A 15539-nucleotide genomic window follows, 5' to 3' on the forward strand; every position below is an offset into this window, starting at 1 on the left:
TCAGTTCTCCTTGGGGAAAGGGGCCTGGACGGCGAGGCCGCGGTCGACCTTGCCGGTCGAGGTCCTGGGAAGCGGGTCGTCGGTGATGCGCAGGGTCGAGGGGACGGCCGCGCGCGGCAGCCGGCGGGCCAGGTGGCCGCGGAGCGCCAGGCTGTTGAGGTCACGGCCGGCGGCGCGGCGCACGACGGCGTGCAGCAGGCGTCCGGCGACGGGGTCGGGCAGGGCCAGTACGGCCGCCTCGGTGACGTCCGGGTGGTCGAGCAGGACGCTCTCCACCTCCTGGGTGTTGACCCGGACCCCGCGCACCTTGACCTGGTGGTCGGTGCGTCCTTCGAGGTGGAGCGTGCCGTCCGGGTGCCGTCGCACGAGGTCGCCGCTGCGGAAGTAGCGGCGCGCTCCCCCGTCCGACGGATGCGGTGCGAAGACCCGCGCGGCGGCGGCCCGGCCGAGGTAGCCGTCGGTCTGGAAGGGGGTGGAGACGAGGAGTTCGCCGGTGCCCGGCCCCTCCAGGACGCGCCCGTCGCCGTCGAGGAGGAAGTGGTCGACGCCGGCCAGCGGGCGGCCGAGCGGCAGGGGGGCGGCGGCCTCGGCCCGGGCGTCGGTCACCTCGTGCCAGAAGCTGTCGTTGGTCTCGGTGCACCCGTAGACGTTGTGCAGCCGGGCGGCGGGCATCAGGCCGGGCAGCCGGGCGAGGACCGGGCCGGGCAGGGCGTCACCGGTGAAGACGGCGTGGCGGACGGACGGGAGGACCGTTCCGGCGTCCCGCGCGGCGTCGGTGACCAGCCGGAAGAACATGGGGACGCCCTGGACCACCTCCGCCCGGTGGCGGTCGAGCAGGGCGAGCAGCCGGGGGCCGTTCAGCGCCTGGTCGGGGTCGACGAGGACGACCCGGCCGCCGTGGGCGAGGGTGGTCCAGACGTCGAGCAGGCACAGGTCGAAGTTGAGCGGCGCGTAGTTGAGGACGGTGGTGCCGGGGCCGATGCCGAAGGCGTCGGCGGCCCAGTGGACGAAGGCGTCCACGGCCTCCGCGCCCAGCGGCACGATCTTGGGCAGTCCGGTGGAGCCGGACGTGGTCAGCAGCAGGGCGGGCCGTCCGGAGGGTGCCCCGGGCGGGTCCCCGGGGCCGGTGTCCGTGGGGTCCGGTTCCGTGCCGGGACCGCTGTCCGTGCCCGGACCGGTGGTGTCCGCCGGATCGAGCACCTCGTCCACGCCGGCCTCGCCGTACAGCCGTTCCAGGGCGTCGGCGCCGAGGGTGGCCGAGGGCAGCAGAACCGGCCGGCGTTCCAGCAGGCAGGCGAGCACCAAGGCCACGGTCCCGGGGGTCTTCACGGCGGGGACGCCGACCGGTCCGGCGCCGTCCGGGCGCCGGAGGAGGGTGCGCAGCGCCCGCGCGTGCCGCAGCAGGGTGCCGTAGTCGATCTCCTCGTCGCGCCAGACCAGGGCGGTCGCGCGCGGGTCCCGGCGGGCGTGGGCGAGGAATCCGCCGACCAGCCCGCCGGGGTGCCCGCCCGGAGCGTCACCGGTGTCCGATGCGGCCCGTACGGTGTCCGGCGCCGTGTCCGCGCTGCTGTTCACAGCCCCTCCCTCTCGCCCCTGTACCCGGGGTGTGCGTCCGATGGTGGTTTCGCGGTCTGGAGACCGGATGGAGCCCCGCTGAACTCCGGGGCGGCCGGGCCGGCGGGCGCGGGAGACCGCGCCGCCGGGTGGCGGGCGGCCCCTCCCCGGGGCCGTCCGCTCCCGGCCTCTCGCGCCGCCCGCCGTCGCCGGCCGGGCTCAGACGGCGGTGCGTCCGGACAGCGCCCGGTTGACGACCTCCACGTACTGGCGCGGGGTCTCGGCCTCGGAGACGGCCTCCTCGTCCAGGAGCACCCCCCACTGCCGTTCGACCAGGCCCGTGGTCTGGAGCATGGCCAGCGAGTCGTAGCCGAGATCGGCGAACGGGACGTCCTGGACGTCGCCGTCCAGGTCCACTCCCTCGTCCTCCCCCGCGGACTCGCGCAGCAGGGCGATCAGGTCGGTGAGTTCGAAGCGGGTCATGTCGTACCTCGTGTCTCTCGTGGACGGACGGGGTGGCCGTCCGTGGCGGGCTGTTCTCCGTACGGGAAAGGGCGCCGGCGCGGTTCAGGCGCGGACCACGGCGGCGGCGTTGAATCCGCCCCGGCCGCGCGCCAGTACCAGTGCCGTCCGCAGCTCCGCACCGGTGCGCGGGGCGCCGGTGACCAGGTCCACGGGGCAGTCGTCGGCCGGCCGGTCGGTGCCGGTGGTGGGGGGGATCACCTGGTCGCGCAGGGAGAGCAGCGCCGCGGCCAGGTCGAGGGAGGACCCTCCGGCGGAGAGCCGGCCGGTCATGCTCTTGGGCGCGGTGACGGGCACGCCCCGTTCGCCGAACAGGTCGGAGATCGCCCGTGCCTCGGCGCGGTCGGCCTCCCGCTCACCGGCGGCGTCGGCGAAGACCACGTCGACCTGGTCGGGCCGCACCCCCGCGTCGGCCAGGGCGAGCGCGGCGGCGGCGCCGAGCCGGGAGTCACCGGTCCCGGGGGGCGGGTCGAAGGTGGCGGCGCAGCCGGCGACCGAGCCGTACACCCGGGCGCCCCGGGCCCGGGCGGCCTCGGCGTCCTCCAGCACCAGCAGGGCGCCGCCCTCGCCGGGCACGTAGCCGGAGGCGTCCGCCGAGAAGGGCAGGAAGGCGCGGTCGGGGTCCTCGCGGGGGCTCATGCGGCCCTCGGCGACGTGGGCGACCCAGCCCCACGGGCACAGGGCGGAGTCGATGCCGCCGGTGACGACGAGCGAGGAGCCCTTGCGCAGCTGCCGGCGGGCGTGGGCCACGGCGTCGAGTCCGCCGGCCTGTTCGGTCACCAGCACCCCGCTGGCGCCCCGCAGTCCGTGCAGGATGGAGATCTGGCCGGTGTTGACGGCGTAGAACCAGGCGAAGGACTGGTAGGCGCTGACGTACTGGCCGCCCTTGCTCCACAGGGCCTGGAGTTCGCGCTGGCCGAACTCGAAGCCGCCGGCGGAGCTGGAGGTGACCACCCCGGCCGCGTACTGCGGCAGTCGGGCCGGGTCCACCCCGGCGTCGTCCAGCGCCTCCTTGGCGGCCGCCAGGGACAGCCGGGTCACCTGGTCGGTCTGGGCCAGCAGCCGGCTGCGCACGTGGTCCTCGGGGACGAACCCGGGCACCTCGCCGGCGAGCCGGACCGGGTAGGTGGAGGCGTCGAAGCGGGTCAGCGGGCGGATGCCGTTCTCGCCCCGCAGCACGGCGTCCCACCAGGCGCGGGTGCCGAGCCCGTTGGGGGCGGCGACGCCGATGCCGGTGACCACGGCCCGCGGGCGGCGGACCGCGCCGGGGCCGTCGTCGCGGAGGCGGTCGAGGGTGGCGGTCATGCGGTCGCTCCCAGGTGCGGGCGGGTCAGGATCATGGCGCTCTGGAAGCCGCCGAACCCGCTGCCCACGGTGAGTACGGTGTCGGTCCGCTGCTCGCGGGCCACGAGCGGGGTGTAGTCCAGGTCGCACGCGGGGTCGGCCTCGTGCAGGTTGGCCGTGGGCGGCACGGTGTCGTGCGCGATGGCCAGGGCGCTGGCGGCCACCTCCAGGGAGCCGATCGCGCCGAGGGAGTGGCCGATCATCGACTTGATGGAGCTGACCGGAACCTCGTAGGCGCGCTGTCCGAGGCTGCGCTTGAACGCCGCGGTCTCGTGACGGTCGTTCTGCTTGGTGCCCGAGCCGTGGGCGTTGACGTAGTCGACGGCGCCGGGGTCGAGCCGGGCCTCGTCCAGGGCGGCGGTGATGGCCTCGGCCATCTCCACCCCGTCCGTCCGCAGGCCGGTCATGTGGTAGGCGTTGCTGCGGCTGGCGAAGCCGGATATCTCGGCGTAGGCCCGGGCCCCGCGGCGGCGGGCGTGCTCCAGCTCCTCGATGACCAGGACGGCCGATCCCTCGCCGAGCACGAACCCGTTGCGGGTGCGGTCGAAGGGCCGCGAGGCGGTCTCCGGCTCGTCGTTGCGCGGGCTGGTGGCCTTGATCGCGTCGAAGCAGGCCACGGTGATCGGGGAGATCGGTGCCTCGGTGGCGCCCGTGACCATGACGTCGGCGCTGCCCTCGCGGATCAGTTCCACGGCGTGGCCGACGGAGTCCAGGCCCGAGGTGCAGCCGGTGGAGACCAGCGACACCGGACCCTGGGCACCGGCCAGGCGGGCGACCTCGGCCGCCATCGAGCTGGGCACGAAGTAGTCGAAGAGATGGGGGACGGCCCGGGTGTGGTCCAGTACCCAGTCCGCGCCGTTGCGGCTCACCTGCGCGTACTCCACGTCGAGGCCGGTGGTGCAGCCGACCGCGCTGCCCAGGGTGACACCGGTGCGCAGGGGGTCGAGCTCTTCGGCGAGCCCGCTGTCGGCCAGGGCTTCACGCGTGCTGACCAGGGCGAACTGGGTGGCCCTGTCCAGGCGCGCGGTCTCGGCCGGGGTGAACCCGTGTTCGGCGGGGTCGAAGTCCGCCTCCGCGGCGATGCGGGAGCGGAACTGCGCCGGGTCGAACAGGGTGATGCCCCGGGTGGCGGTGCGACCGGAGGTGAGTACCGACCAGAACTCCTTGGTACCCACGCCGCCCGGTGCGACCACGCCGATTCCGGTGATCACAACCCGCCTCATCGGCTTTCCTTCACAGTTGTCCTCCAGGGGGTCACGGCGACCGCGCGGATCGCCGCCGCGCACGCGACGCAACCACCGCACGTGCTTGGAGCCTCGCCGACCTTCCTGGAGGCCCGCTCGAACCCGCCCCTGTCTCCCGCCGGAGGGAGTCCGGCCGTCCCGGGGAACGCGGGCACCCCGCCGGCGGAACCGGCGGGGTGCGGCGGAGAAGGGCGGTCGGGGTGTCAGCGGGCCGGGGAGGCGCTCTCCGCGAACCGCTTGGCGAGGGCGAGGGTGGCGCCGGAGTTGCGGCCCAGGGCCTCGCGGACGTAGCGGCGGGCGGTGGCGACGTCCGCGTCGGGGCCGAGGATCCGCGCGATGTTCTCCGGGCGCAGCACGACGCTGTGCCGGGAGGTGACGGTCACGCCGGTCCCGTCGTGCCTGAGGGACCATTCCCCGGTGTGGGCGGCCATCAGGGCCGGGGTGGCGGTCTGCTTGTACACGATGCGCCGGGCCTCGGGGAAGCACACGCGGACCGATTCGGTGGTGTGGACCGATCCGTCGGCCGTGCGGGTGTCCATCGACATGACCTGTACTCCCGGCGTCTCCTCGACCAGGTCCAGGCGGTCCACGTGGGGCACCCGCTCGGGCCAGTCGCCCACCCGGTACAGGAAGTCGTAGACGAGTTCCGCCGGCCCCTCGACGTGCGTCGAGTCCTCGAAGGACAGGACGAGGTCGTCCAGTTCGGTCCAGCGTTCGGCGAGCGCCTTGAGGCGGCCCAGCTCGGACTCGCTGTTGGTGTCGGTGGCCCGCAGCACCCACGCGACGTCCTCGGCTCGGTCGTCGGCGACGGTGAAGTCGTGGAGCAGGGTCAGCCGGGTGGAGGCGGCGCCGAGTTCCTCGACGATCCAGGTACCGCCCATGCCGGTCAGCGGAGCGGCCGGGACCTCCTGGCGGAACTCGACGCGGCGGCGGCCGGGGTCCAGTTCGCGGCGCGAGGTCCACGTCTTCACCGTGCCGTTGGCGGTCGCCCACATCCGCAGGCGCTCGTGCCGGCCGTCGCCCCCGAGGCGCTCGACGTGAACGTTCGGCGGGAAGTACAGCGGCCACTTCCCCGTGTCCGCGACGATCCCGTAGACGACCCCCGCGGGCGCGGCGACCTCCACCTCGTGCGACGTACGGTGCACCTGTTCTGCGGACACCATTCCCACCCTTCGCTGCTCGGCTCTGCGGTGGTTCCGACGGTGTCCCGGCCCGCTGGAGGGCGGGCGGAAGGCGGCTGGAGGGCCGGGGTCCGGGGCGGGCGGTCCAGGGATCCTCGAAGGGGGTGCGACCCGCGGCGCGCAGCATGGGCGCAGCCAAGGAACGAAAGGGAGACCCCATGACGACCGCGTCCGACCTCGCGCCCGGGACCACCGCCTGGAGCGCCGCGCTCCACGCCGAGGTGCAGCAGTTCTACGCGCATCAGATGCAGCTCCTCGACCTCGCCGAGGCGGAGCGCTGGGCCGCGACCTTCACCGAGGACGCGACCTTCGCCGTGCCGACGCTGCCGGAGCCCGTACGGGGCCGGGCCGGCCTGGTCGCGGCGACCACCCGCAGTCACGCGGAGCTGGCCGCGGCCGGGCAGCGGCACCGGCACTTCATGGGCATGCTGGACGTCCGGCCCCGCCCCGACGGCGCCGTGGACGTCCGTTCGTACGCCGTCGTCTACGCCTCCGAGATCGGCGGCGCGTCCCGGGTCCACCGGGTGTGCGTCTGCGAGGACGTGCTGGTGCGGGGCGAGGACGGCGGACTGCGGGTGTCGGCGCGCACGGTCACCCGGGACGACCTGGCCTGAGTCCGGTCCCGGCGGTACCGGACGCGCCGCGCCCCCGCGGGAACCCTGGGTTCCCGCGGGGGCGCGGCGCTGTTCAGAGGACGTCGGCGGGGACGAACCCCAGCTCCTTCAGCATCGGCAGGTAGTTGAAGACGTCGTGGTGCTCGATGATCCGGCCGGCGTCGTCGAAGAGGAGTTCCTCGAGCATGAACCAGGTCACCTTCTTTCCGGTCGGGGCCTTGCCGAGGAACTCGCCGAGGTGGGTGGCGGTCACCGTGATGCGCAGGATGACGCGGTCGCCCTCGGCGACGATGGACCTGACGTCCAGGTGGAGGTCGGGGAAGGCGGCGAGGCCCCCCCGCATGGCGCCGATCATCTGCTGGGTGTCGACCGGGCGGTCCTCGGAGTAGTGCCTGACGTCCGGGGCCCAGTGCTTGAGGATGCCGTCCAGCTCCCAGCGGTTCCAGGCGGCGGCGCAGGCGAGCGCGGTCTCCTTGTTGCGCTCCTGCGCGCTCCGGCCGGCGGGACGCTCGTTCACCGTTGCGGTCATGGCGGGAATTCCCCTCGTCTGCTGCGGAGTCGAATGGCTCGGGGGTGTCGGCGCCGGCTCGGGGGCCGGTGCCGGCACGGGAGATTCGGTACCGGCTCGGAAGATCGGTACCGGCTCGGGAGACCGGTGCCGGCTCGGGAGACCGGTGCCGGCTCAGGGGGTCAGGACGTGCTTGCCGACGCTGCTGCCGTCCAGCAGGGCGCGTACCGCGGCGGCGGCTCCGTCCAGCGGGTGGCGGCCGGCGATGCGGGGGGTGAGGACGCCGTCCTCGGCGAGCCTGCACAGCTCCGCGTAGTCGGCGTTGAAGTCCGGGCCGGGTTTGACGTAGTACATGCTCATCCGGCGGCCTCCGGTGAGGCCGAGGAGACGGGCGAAGAAGCGGGCCGCGGTGCGGCGCAGGGCCGGGACGTGCGGCCGGAACCACTGGCCGGGTCGGTAGCCCGCCACGGAGGAGTCGAAGGAGACGAGGGTTCCGCCGGGGGCGAGCATCGCCCAGCCGGCGTCGAGGCCGCGGCCGCCGATGTGGTCGAAGACGGCCTGGACGCCTTCCGGGGCGAGGGCCCGGACGGCCGCGGCGAGGTCGGGGGTCCGGTAGTCGAGCGGCTCCGCGCCGAGTTCCCGCACGGCGTCGTGCTTGGCGGGCGAGGCGGTGCCGATGACCCGCAGGCCGTGGTGGACCGCGAGCTGGGTGAGCAGGGCGCCGACGCCTCCGCTCGCTCCGTGCACCAGGACGGTCCCGCCCGGTCGCGGACGGGTGAGGCGGTGCAGCATCTGGTAGGCGGTGACCCCGTTGACGACCAGGGCCACGGCCACGGCCGCGTCCAGGGTCGCGGGGACGGCGGCCAGGGTCTTGGCGGGCAGTTCGACGAAGCGCTGCCAGGCGCCCTGGCGGGGCATGGCGGCGATCCGGTCGCCGGTCTTCCAGCCGGTGACTCCGGGGCCGACCTCGACGATCCGCCCGACCAGGTCGTAGCCGGGCACGAAGGGGAACGCGGGCGGGAAGGGGTGGAGGTGCTGGAGCATCTGGACCTCGGCGAAGGACACGCCGGCCGCCTCCACCTCGACCAGGACCCTGTCCTTGCCCGGGGCGGGCCGGGGACCCCCGTCGGTGTGGATCCGTTCCTCGGGGGTGCCGCTGCCGGTCATCCGCACCAGTGTGTTGGCGGCGCGGCGCGTCCCGCCGGTGGTGCCGGGCGCCGGGCGTCCGGCGGATTCCGTGCTCATGCCGCACCCTCCGTCGGCCGGGGGGCGAAGTCGGCGGCGTGGTCGGCGGCCCAGCGGGCGAAGGTCAGCGCGGGGCGGCCGGTGACCTTCTCGACGGTGTCGAGCGGGACGGGCGGGTTCGCGACCGCGTCGGCGAGGTAGCCCAGGACCATCTCGACCACCGGCGCGGGCATGACCCGGCCCATGTCCTGCCGGGCCCGGTCGGGGGTGATCTCCTCGAAGGCGATCGGGCGGCCGGCGGCGCGGGCGATCTGCCGGACCTGCTCGGCCTGGGTGACGGCCTCGGGGCCGGTGAGCACGTGGGCCCGGCCGGCGTGCCCGTCCTCCAGGAGGGCGGTCGCGGCCACGGCCGCGACGTCGGCCTCGTGGATCAGGACGCGCTTCGCGTCGCCGTAGGGGGCGCGCACGACGTCCTCGGTGCGGATGGAGTGGCCCCATTTCCACAGGACGTTCGTGGCGAACTCGTCGGGGCGGACGAAGGTCCACTCCAGGCCGGACTCCTCCGCTGCGCGCTCGACGGTCCGGTGGTACTCGCCGCTGTGGTTGCCGCTCGACGTGTCGAGCACCGAGGAGGAGGAGAGGACCACGACGCGGCGGACGCCGGCCTCCCGGGCCAGGGCGACGACCTCGCGGGCGGTCTCCGGCACCGGGAAGAGGTAGAGGCGGTCCACTCCGGCGAAGGCCGCGCGCAGGCTCCCGGGCTTCTCCAGGTCGCCCTCGACGACCTCGACCGGCTCCGGCAGGCTCGCGGCGGCCGGGTCCCGGGTCACCGCGCGCACCGGCTCACCCGCCGCCACGAGCCGGTCGACCACAAGCCGGCCCACGGCTCCCGTCGCTCCAGTCACCAAGATTGTCACGTACCCGCTCCACCCTGTTCGGCCCGGTCGTCCCGGGGTTTCCGCTCGGTAGTGCTGCCCAGTTTCGGGCGCGCCGGTGGAGGAACCTTGGAGGGCGCTTCGAGGACGCCTCGCACCGGGGGCGGCCCGGTGTCCGCCGGGACGGGGCGCGGCCGGCGGGCCGGTTCAGCGGGCCGCCAGGCCCTCCTCGACGGCGCTCGTGAACTCCCGGTCGAGCATGGTGCGGGCGGTGGTGTCCCGGGCGGTGCCGAGCCCGGTGTCCTGGCAGGCCGTGCTCACGAGGTAGCGGCCGTCCAGCACGAGGTGGGTGGTGAAGGTCCAGGCGCCGAGGGGGGCCGGGGAGCCGTCGGGAGCGGCCGGGGCCCCGCCGCCCAGGCCGAGGCCGAACCGGGTGAAGCCGAGCCGCATCCCCTGTCCGAGGGCCTTGGTGTACGCCTCCTTCAGGGTCCACAGCCGCAGCAGCTCCGACGCCTGCCGGTCGGGGGGCATCCGCGCCAGCTCGGCGCGCTCGGCGGGGGTGCACATGTGCCGGCGGAGCAGTTCCGGGGAGACCGCCCGGCCCGCGGGTTCGGCGTCCACGCCGATCCGGCCGGTGCGGCCGACCCCGACCGCGATCAGGTCGCCGGTGTGGCTCAGGCTGACGTCGATCTGGTCGAAACCGCGGATGAACGGCCTTCCCGTGATCCCGTACGCGAGGTCGAGCGCGGCCGGGTCCGTTCCCAGGACCGCGGCGGCCGTGTACTTGACGATCATGCGGGAGGCGAGGAAGCGGTAGCGGGCGGTCGCGTCCCGGGTGCGCCGGTAGCGCTGCCAGTCGTGGCCGAGCAGCGGGCGCAGCGCGGGGTCGGCGAGTGCGGCGGTCAGCCACTCGCCCCAGGTGGCGACGGCGACGGCGCTGCCGTCCCGTTCGAGGCGGGAGCGCACCGTGCGCCAGGGCCGGCCGGGCCCGGGGCCGGGGACGTGCACGGGCGGCGGGGGCGTTCTCCCGCCGGCTGCGGACCGGTGCGGCACGATGGGTCTCCTCCTCAGTGACCGGGTCCGCCGTCGAGACCGCAGTCGCGGTCGGCGCGGAGGCGGCGGACGAGTTCGTCCAGCGTCTGCGCCACACAGCCGTCGGGCGGGCCGGGCGCGGTGATGCCGAGTCTCCGGGCCAGCCGTGACAGCGCCAGCACCGCCCAGGCGGGTTCGGCGAGGAAGGCGTCCGTGCCGTCCTGGCCCTCCCAGACGCCGAGCACCGCCGCCGCGGCCTGGAGCAGGGCGTAACGGTCGCTGAGGACCACGGCGGCCGGACCGGGAACGGCGGGCAGGGCCGCGCACCGGGAGCGCAGTGTCCGCAGTTCGTCCGTGAACGCTCCGGCGAGGCCCGCGAGTACGGCGATCCGGCCGTCGGCGTGCGGAGCGGCGGCCAGCCGTCCGGCGGAGCCGACGAGGGAGGCGGCGAGGAGGTCCTCCCCTCCGGCGACGCCGAGCAGCCGGTGGTCGAGGGCGGGCAGGCCCGCGCCGGTGCCGAACAGCTCGGGCGGCGGTTCCGCGGACCTGAACCAGGAGCGCTCGGCGAGCGGTCGCAGCTGGGGGATCAGGACGGCGTGGCAGGCGGCCGTACCGGTGTGGCCGAGGCTCGCGAACGGCAGGTCGCGCGCCAGCTTGTCCAGGAACCGGTGGGGCGGGCCGTCGTGCGCGCGGCCGGGCACGCCGAGGACGGTGGCGAGCTCTTCGAGGTTCTCGCGCAGCAGGTCCGGGACCACGTACCTGACGGCCGCGGCCAGGAGGTGGGCGCGGTCGGGCAGCAGACCGAGCGCGCGGAGCGCGACGGTGACCATGCTGTCGCAGGTGAGCAGGTCGGCGAAGACCCCGGCGAGCGGCTTGTGCCAGCGCCGGGCCACCGGCCCGGTCCGGCCGGCGGTCGCGGCGCGCACGGCCGAGCGCAGTACGGTTCCGGTGGCCGCGACGGCCGCGGCCGGGACGAGGCAGTGGTCGATCTGGAGGGTGCGCAGGAGCAGCGCGGTTCCCTCGCCGGGACGGCCGACCAGGGCGTCCGGGGGGGCCGGGCAGCGCGTGAACTCCAGGCCGGAGAAGGGGGTGCCGCGCAGGCCGGAGGTGGGCACCCGGGGCAGTCCGCGGAACCCCTCGGGGGGAAGCCCGTCGGGGTCCAGGAGGAAGAGGGAACGGCTGCGCGGGCCGCGTTCGGGCGCGGTGCGCGCGCAGGCGACCCAGGCGTCCGCCCGGGACGCGTTCATGACGAGGTCCTTGCGGCCGTCGAGGATCCAGCCGTCGCGGTCCGGGACGGCGGTCAGCTCGCCGCGCGCGAAGGCGTTGGCGTGGGCGGGTTCGTGGTGCACGGCGGCCACCCGGCCGCCGCGCAGCAGCAGGTCGGCGGTCCCCTGTTGCTGCCGTGCGCCGCCCGCGGCCCAGACGGGGGCGGCCGCCGAGAGCGAGACGAGGCCGAGGCCCAGGGCGAGGTCGCGGCGGAACAGCGGGCGCAGCGCCGTGACGAGCAGGTCGGCGCGGGTGAGCAGCCCGCCGGACCGGGCCGGGACGAACTCGGCGGCGAGGCCGGCTCCGGCGAGCAGGGCCTCGGTCGGCTCCGGGGGTTCGCCCAGGGCGTCGGCGGCGGCGAGGGCCGCGGTCCCGTGCGGGTTGGCCGGGTCCTGGGGGTCGCCGAGGAGCGCCTCCAGCCGGGCGGCGCGGAGGCGCGCGGCGGCGTCGGCCCGCACGTCGGCGACGGACGCGGTTCCGGACGCGGTGCCGGCTCCGGGGCGCGGGGAGGCGGCCGTGGTCGTGGTGATCGGCTCCTGGTTCACGGGGTGCGGGCGGCGGTTTCCGCGCGCTGTCCGGCGGGGCCCGGGAGGCGGGCGGGAACAGCCGCCCGGCCGCCCGGGGACGGGAACGGGCCGACGGGCGCCGCCCGGCGGGAGCCGGCACGACGGGCCCCGGCGTCCGGGGGGCGGCGGAACGGGCGGAACCTCGCCCCGCCGTCCCCGGCACGTCCCCGGAACCCGCCCCGGGCGCCGCCGTGGTCCGGCGGTCCGGTGGGGAGGTCCCGCGCCGGGAACAGCGGCCGGGTGGTGTCCGCGGCCGGTTCCCGGACCGCGCCGGCCGACACGTCCCCGTACACGTCCGCCTCCGCGCCCGCGTCCGCCGAGTCCGTCCTGCGGCGCGCTCGTTCGACCGCCATCGGCTCCGCCCTTCCTCGACGCCTGCCCCGAGGTTCACCGGGACGGCCGGAGAACTCCTCGAACGGCCCTGGACCACGACCGGGTGCCGGAAGACGCGGACCCGACCCGGCCGCCCGGACACGCCGGGGCCCTCCCCGGCCGGCCGGCCCCGTTCCGTACGTCCGTCGCGTCTCCCGCGTCCCGTGCGGCGGAACGCCGTCCGCGCGGCGGGGGACGCCGTGCCCGGTCACGGCCCGGCTCACGCCCCCGCCCGGCCCACGACCCGGCAGGCCCGGCCGAGCAGCCGGGGAAGTTCGCCGTCGCGGACGAAGAAGTGGCCGCCCGGCAGGGTCCGGTGGACGAAGCGGCCGTCGGTCCAGGTGCTCCAGCCGCGCATCGTCTCGGTGGGCACCAGGACGTCCTCGCTGCCGCCGACGGCCAGCAGGGGCACCGGGACCGGTCCGCCGGTGGCGGGGTCCTGGGCGGCGGCGCGCAGATCGGCGGCCAGTTTCAGGTCGTCGCGGAGCACCGGCAGGACGAGGCGGTGCCAGGGGTCGCCGGGGACGGCGTCCTCGGGCATCGCCTCGAACCCCCGCAGCACCCGCGTCAGTTCGTGGTCGGAGGCTTCGGCGGAGGAGATCAGGCCGCCCCGCTCGCCGGGTGACGGGCAGGCGCCGACGGCCAGCAGCGCCGGCAGCGGCAGCCCCGCCGCGTGCAGGGCGCGGGTGAGGGTGTAGGCGATCAGGCCGCCCAGGCTGTGCCCGTACAGGACGTACGGTCCGGGCGGCTGTCCCGCGAACAGGTCGTGCAGATCGGCGAGGAGGGCCCGCCGGGTGGTCACCCGGGGCTCCCGGTGCCGCGCGCCCCGGCCGGGCAGCTGCCGCGGCTCGGGGGCCGCCGCGGCACCCAGCAGGGTGTTCCAGCGGTGGAACGCCGAGGTGCCGGCTCCCGCGTGCGCGAAGCACACCAGTCGCACACCGTTCTTCTCTGCCATGCCCGGCCCTTCCTGCTGCGCCGTCTCTCCCGGCGTGGTCGGTCGGTACTCACGGGGCGCCCGGGGCGCCGTTCGGGAGCCCCGTCGTCGCGGTCGTGCCCGTCGGTCCGTCGGACGGTCGCTCACGCCGCGTACAGGTCGAACGTGGACCCCCTCCGGGAGCTCGCGATCACGTCCAGCGCCGGGTCCACCGCCAGCATCGCCTGGTGGAGCCGCTGGAGCTGCGGCGAGGGCTCGACGCCGAGGTCCTCGATGAGGCGCACCCGCAGCCTGCGGTAGATGTCCAGCGCGGTGGCCTGGCGGCCGGAGCGGTAGAGCGCCACCATCGCCTGCGAGTGCAGGCTCTCGTGCTGCGGGTGCCGGGCGATCAGCTCGGTGAGTTCGGCGAGGAGTTCGGTGTGCCGTCCCAGCCGCAGGTCGACGTCGATGCGCCGTTCCACGGTCACCAGCCGGCTCTCCTCCAGCCGCATGACGTCGATCTCCAGGATCGGTCCCACCCGCACGTCGACCAGGGCCGGGCCCTTCCAGAGCCCGAGCGCCCGTCGCAGCAGGGCGGCGGCCCGCTCGTCGTCGCCCACGTCGAAGGCGCTCTGGCCCTCGGCGACCAGCCGGTCGTACGCGTGGACGTCCACGCTCTCCGGGGCGATCTGGAGCAGGTAGCCGCCGTGGCGGGTGGCGAGCATCTCCTTGGCCCCGCCCGGATTGCCCGGCCCCATGGCCATGGCGAGCCTGCGGCGCAGCTGCAGGATGTAGGTCTGCAGCGTGGTGAGCGCGCTCTGCGGCAGTTCGGTGCCCCAGACCTCCTCCATCAGGGTGGGCACGGGCATCACCCGGCCCGGATAGAGCGCGAGCAACGCCAGGATCTGGCGCGGTTTACCGGCCGTCGGAACAATCGATCCCCCGTTGACCTCGGCGCTCAACGGACCCAGAACCTGAATCATCACGGTCTCCCAGCTGGTGGTCGAGTTCACATCGGTAGAGCGTTCGACTGGGGAAGAGTAGCGGGGCCCGGGGCATCGTCAACATTTTCTTGAGTCCATGTCGAGTGCGTCTCCAACAAGGATGGCTCCCCGTTTTCCGGTGCTGCCGCATTCACAATTTCCACCGGGCGTCAAGAAGGCGTCGGGGAAAGGGGGCCGGGCGCCCGGCCCGTGGGGGTGCTCCCACCGGCAGGCTCCGCGCAACCGCACCCTCGGACCGGGGGCGGTTCCGCTCGCCGGCGGGGCGCGGAGGAGCGGCGGACGCGGAGGGGCGGCGGACACAGAGGAGCGGCGGGCTCGCGGGGCGGTCGAGGCCAGGGGGACGCGGCGCCCCCGCCAGGACGAGATATGCGGTAAACGAGCTTTCACCTGCGGTTTCAGTCCGGGCGCAGAACCGCGGGAGTCGGCTGATCATGATCGCCGGAGAGGCCCGGAAACGCGGTCGGCGGTCGCTCCGGGTCCCGGGCGCGGTGGGAGCCGCCCCCGGAACAAGGGGGCGGAACCGGCCCGGTGGCAGCCGGGTCCGGAGGCCGCCTCGCCACCGCCCGCCCCGCCGGAGGCGCCGGGTTTCGCGGCGGGCACGGGTTCCGTGGAAACGCAACGGTGAACAGGGAGGGAAAACCGGCCGCCCGCAGGCCGAATTGACACTGCCGACCGCATGAAAAGAGAAAACCGTCTTCCGCTTCCGGCCCGGGTTCCCTTTTCCGCCGGGCCCCGTTCACCGCACCTGACGTATTTTCGGAACGGTCGCGTTCCGCAGAATGCCGCTCCAGATGCGCTCAAGTGGAATTCCGGCCGGTGATGCTTTCCGCAAGGGCGGATTCCGGACCCGACGCGCCGCCGGGCTCCCGGAAATCCGTGGTGCGGGCAGGGGGGCGGCGGGGCCCTGCTTCCCGGCCGGAGCAGTGCGGGGCGGGGCGGTCAAGAGGGCGTTTTCGGCACGGTCGCGGGCCGTCGGAGGGTCGGGACCGGGCCGTGAGGCGCACGGGCTCACGGGCTCACGGGCTCACGGGCTCACGGGCTCACGGGGGAACATTCCGAAAAGAACCGCCGTCCGCCCGCGATGTCCGGCGCGCGGGGCCGCCCCGGGCCCACGCGCCCGGGGGGGGACATCACGAGACGAAGCGTCCCTTCACGCACGGGGCCCGCGCGGACGGCGCGGCAGGGTGCCGCACCGGACGACGTGACGAGCGCGGGGCCGGGGGTGCCGCGACCCGGGCGGGACTACCGCGACGGGCGCGGGTGCCGCAACCCGGGCGAAACTACCGCGACGAACGCGGGGACGCGGGCCCGTTCGGCGTACGAACGGAGCGGAAGGTCCGGCACGACGGAACGGAGGCG

At 75.3% G+C, this 15539-nt stretch carries 13 protein-coding genes; 1 reads left to right on the forward strand and 12 read right to left on the reverse strand.

Annotated features, from left to right (window positions below):
- The 5 genes from ACFYZY_RS27740 to ACFYZY_RS27760 form a co-directional block, all read right to left on the reverse strand.
- Complete coding sequence (locus ACFYZY_RS27740) at positions 1-1575, reverse strand: AMP-binding protein (RefSeq protein ID WP_388699432.1); 1575 nt, start codon at positions 1573-1575, stop codon at positions 1-3.
- A gap of 198 nt (positions 1576-1773) precedes the next feature.
- Entirely contained in the window at positions 1774-2037 is a 264-nt protein-coding gene (locus ACFYZY_RS27745) for an acyl carrier protein (protein WP_388699435.1), read from the reverse strand.
- Between the two features lie 84 nt (positions 2038-2121).
- Positions 2122-3381 (reverse strand): ketosynthase chain-length factor, encoded by a 1260-nt coding sequence (locus ACFYZY_RS27750; RefSeq protein ID WP_388699438.1) that lies wholly within the window; start codon positions 3379-3381, stop codon positions 2122-2124.
- Positions 3378-4643: a beta-ketoacyl-[acyl-carrier-protein] synthase family protein gene (locus tag ACFYZY_RS27755; protein ID WP_388699441.1), complete on the reverse strand. Its 1266-nt coding sequence runs from the start codon at positions 4641-4643 to the stop codon at positions 3378-3380. Before ACFYZY_RS27755 ends, ACFYZY_RS27750 begins: the two co-directional genes overlap by 4 nt.
- Positions 4644-4867: 224 nt before the next feature.
- Complete coding sequence (locus ACFYZY_RS27760) at positions 4868-5824, reverse strand: aromatase/cyclase (RefSeq protein ID WP_388699486.1); 957 nt, start codon at positions 5822-5824, stop codon at positions 4868-4870.
- Between the two features lie 179 nt (positions 5825-6003).
- Here ACFYZY_RS27760 and ACFYZY_RS27765 point away from each other — a divergent pair, with 179 nt between their 5' ends.
- The gene (locus ACFYZY_RS27765) at positions 6004-6459 is read left to right on the forward strand and encodes a nuclear transport factor 2 family protein (RefSeq protein WP_388699444.1); all 456 of its coding nucleotides are present in this window, start codon (positions 6004-6006) and stop codon (positions 6457-6459) included.
- A 73-nt stretch (positions 6460-6532) separates the two neighbouring features.
- On the opposite strand, the gene ACFYZY_RS27770 is transcribed toward ACFYZY_RS27765, so the two are convergent.
- The 7 genes from ACFYZY_RS27770 to ACFYZY_RS27800 all read right to left on the reverse strand — a co-directional run bounded on the left by ACFYZY_RS27770 (position 6533) and on the right by ACFYZY_RS27800 (position 14162).
- Positions 6533-6988 carry an ester cyclase gene (locus ACFYZY_RS27770; protein ID WP_388699445.1) on the reverse strand — a complete coding sequence of 152 codons (456 nt, stop codon included), beginning with the start codon at positions 6986-6988 and terminating at the stop codon, positions 6533-6535.
- Positions 6989-7141: 153 nt separating this feature from the next.
- A complete protein-coding gene (locus ACFYZY_RS27775; protein WP_388699447.1) occupies positions 7142-8212 on the reverse strand; it encodes a zinc-binding dehydrogenase in 1071 nt (356 codons plus the stop codon).
- On the reverse strand, positions 8209-9069 hold the full coding sequence (locus ACFYZY_RS27780; protein WP_388699448.1) for an NAD(P)H-binding protein: 861 nt from the start codon (positions 9067-9069) through the stop codon (positions 8209-8211). Before ACFYZY_RS27780 ends, ACFYZY_RS27775 begins: the two co-directional genes overlap by 4 nt.
- Positions 9070-9234: 165 nt before the next feature.
- Positions 9235-10080, reverse strand: a complete 846-nt coding sequence (locus ACFYZY_RS27785; protein ID WP_388699450.1) for a 4'-phosphopantetheinyl transferase family protein — start codon at positions 10078-10080, stop codon at positions 9235-9237.
- Positions 10081-10094: 14 nt separating this feature from the next.
- On the reverse strand, positions 10095-11870 hold the full coding sequence (locus tag ACFYZY_RS27790) for an acyl-CoA dehydrogenase (RefSeq protein WP_388699453.1): 1776 nt from the start codon (positions 11868-11870) through the stop codon (positions 10095-10097).
- Between the two features lie 613 nt (positions 11871-12483).
- On the reverse strand, positions 12484-13218 hold the full coding sequence (locus tag ACFYZY_RS27795) for a thioesterase II family protein (RefSeq protein ID WP_388699455.1): 735 nt from the start codon (positions 13216-13218) through the stop codon (positions 12484-12486).
- A gap of 122 nt (positions 13219-13340) precedes the next feature.
- A complete protein-coding gene (locus ACFYZY_RS27800; protein WP_388699489.1) occupies positions 13341-14162 on the reverse strand; it encodes a BTAD domain-containing putative transcriptional regulator in 822 nt (273 codons plus the stop codon).
- Positions 14163-15539: the final 1377 nt, after the last annotated feature.

The sequence above is a fragment of the Streptomyces sp. NPDC001744 genome (assembly GCF_042892575.1).
In the GTDB taxonomy this organism is placed as follows: domain Bacteria; phylum Actinomycetota; class Actinomycetes; order Streptomycetales; family Streptomycetaceae; genus Streptomyces.

Coding starts and splice junctions, on each gene's coding strand:
- ACFYZY_RS27745 (WP_388699435.1), bottom strand. CDS start 2,037: ATGACCCGCTTCGAACTCACCGACCTGATCGCCCTGCTGCGCGAGTCC.
- ACFYZY_RS27765 (WP_388699444.1), top strand. CDS start 6,004: ATGACGACCGCGTCCGACCTCGCGCCCGGGACCACCGCCTGGAGCGCC.
- ACFYZY_RS27795 (WP_388699455.1), bottom strand. CDS start 13,218: ATGGCAGAGAAGAACGGTGTGCGACTGGTGTGCTTCGCGCACGCGGGA.
- ACFYZY_RS27775 (WP_388699447.1), bottom strand. CDS start 8,212: ATGAGCACGGAATCCGCCGGACGCCCGGCGCCCGGCACCACCGGCGGG.
- ACFYZY_RS27750 (WP_388699438.1), bottom strand. CDS start 3,381: ATGACCGCCACCCTCGACCGCCTCCGCGACGACGGCCCCGGCGCGGTC.
- ACFYZY_RS27770 (WP_388699445.1), bottom strand. CDS start 6,988: ATGACCGCAACGGTGAACGAGCGTCCCGCCGGCCGGAGCGCGCAGGAG.
- ACFYZY_RS27755 (WP_388699441.1), bottom strand. CDS start 4,643: ATGAGGCGGGTTGTGATCACCGGAATCGGCGTGGTCGCACCGGGCGGC.